Origin of the sequence: Roseburia sp. AF42-8 (assembly GCF_003435965.1) — a bacterium.
Classification (GTDB): Bacteria; Bacillota; Clostridia; order Lachnospirales; family Lachnospiraceae; genus Roseburia_C; species Roseburia_C amylophila.
In genome coordinates this window covers 1-1704 of the sequence record NZ_QTVB01000109.1, presented here as the reverse complement: position 1 = coordinate 1704, position 1704 = coordinate 1, and the positions used below count along the sequence as shown (strand labels likewise).

The 1704-nt window shown below is 40.3% G+C and carries 1 protein-coding gene; it reads left to right on the top strand.

Annotation, left to right across the window (positions count from 1 at the left end):
- The first annotated feature begins 132 nt into the window (after positions 1–132).
- A complete protein-coding gene (locus DW059_RS15425; protein ID WP_117699373.1) occupies positions 133–1446 on the top strand; it encodes an IS30 family transposase in 1314 nt (437 codons plus the stop codon).
- The last annotated feature ends 258 nt before the right edge of the window (positions 1447–1704 follow it).

Genomic DNA, 1704 nt, shown 5'->3' with positions numbered 1-1704 from the left:
CCTAAAATGAAATTTTAAATTCCACTGCCCTACAGGGCGGTAGAATTTAGTCCTGCACAGTAGATATTTACTCTTTCATACATCAGTGTTATTGTAAAAGTTCCTTCTGACAGCAGTAGAAGGAGAATTATCATGAGTAAATATATCCCTGGAAACCAGAAACATCTAACACTTAATGACCGTATCTACATCGAAAACGAATTATCCAAAGGTGCGACTTTTAAAGACATTGCGGCATTCCTTTGTAAAGATCCTACAACCATCTCAAAAGAGGTTAAATCACGACGCCTTTCTGACTGGTACCACAAAGGAACTTTCTACAATGCCAAAAACTTTTGTGTACACCGCTATCACTGTAAAAAAACAAATGCCTGTGGAAAAATCATGCTCTGCGGCATTAAATGTACATCCTGTCCAACCTGCAACCAAACCTGTAAGGATTTCGAAAAGGAACGGTGCTGCAGACTTGATAAGGCGCCTTATGTATGTAATGGCTGTCCAATGAAAATCAATCATTGTACCATTGCCCATAAATACCGCTATGATGCCCGTTTTGCCGACCGTAAGTACCGCGAATTATTAAGTAGTTCCCGTGCCGGGATAAATATGACCCGGCATCAGCTGCACCAAAAAGACCAGATTGTTACTCCGTTGATCGCACAGGGACAGTCACCCTATCAGATCCTGATCAATCATCCGGAACTGGATATGTCTGTCCGCTCCATGTACACATACATCGATAAGGGACTGTTCACAGCCAGAAATGTGGATCTGAAAAGGCAGGCAAAATTCAAACCAAGAAAGTGCCACAAAACACAGATCAAAGACCGCGAAGTATTTACCAACAGAACCTATGCAGACTTCTGTTCTTTGGAATTAAATTCTTATGTACAAATGGACACAGTAAAGTCATCAAGGGACTCCCAGAAAACGCTGTTAACCATGATCTTTACAGAGGAAAAACTGTTTCTTGCATTTCTTATTAACCGGTGCACAAAAGGTGCCGTCCGTGCTGTATTTGACCGTTTGGAAAAACGTATGGGAACGTATGAATTTACATCTGTTTTTGAAAATATCTTAACCGACCGTGGCTCTGAATTTGGGAACCCAGAAGAATTAGAAACTGGAATTACCGGCATACAAAGAAGCAGCATTTATTACTGTGATCCAATGCGTAGCGGACAAAAAGGAACCATCGAACAGGCGCATACCATGCTCCGCATGATATTGCCTAAAGGAACATCCTTTGAATTTCTAACCCAATGGGATGTCAATCTTATTGTGAATCACATAAACTCTACTCCAAGAGAAAGCCTTGACGGCAAAACGCCGTATGATGCTGCCCTGGAAACACTTGGAGAAGATGTTCTTAAAGCCTTTCAGCTCAAGCCGATTTCACCAGATGAAGTCAATTTAACGCCTAAGCTGATACGCTTTAAGAAGTAACTAATTAACTGATCGAAATCTGCTGTCAGACTGGAAGTAAACATTTCACATTTTTTAAATGTGGCTGGTGGAATTTAGTCTGACACACCGAATTCCAGTAGCCTGTTTTTCATGCCATAAAAACAACAAAATTTCGATAAGCTAGCTTAATTATAACAGAAAGCAAGAGATTTTGTTAAAAAAACTCCTGCAAAACCAGCAAAATTTAAAAGCCGATGGAATTTACTCTTGCACTGGAATTTACTTTTTCAAGTCAGC

Excerpts from the sequence above, each read along its gene's own strand:
- DW059_RS15425 (WP_117699373.1), top strand. The coding sequence starts at position 133 with ATGAGTAAATATATCCCTGGAAACCAGAAACATCTAACACTTAATGAC.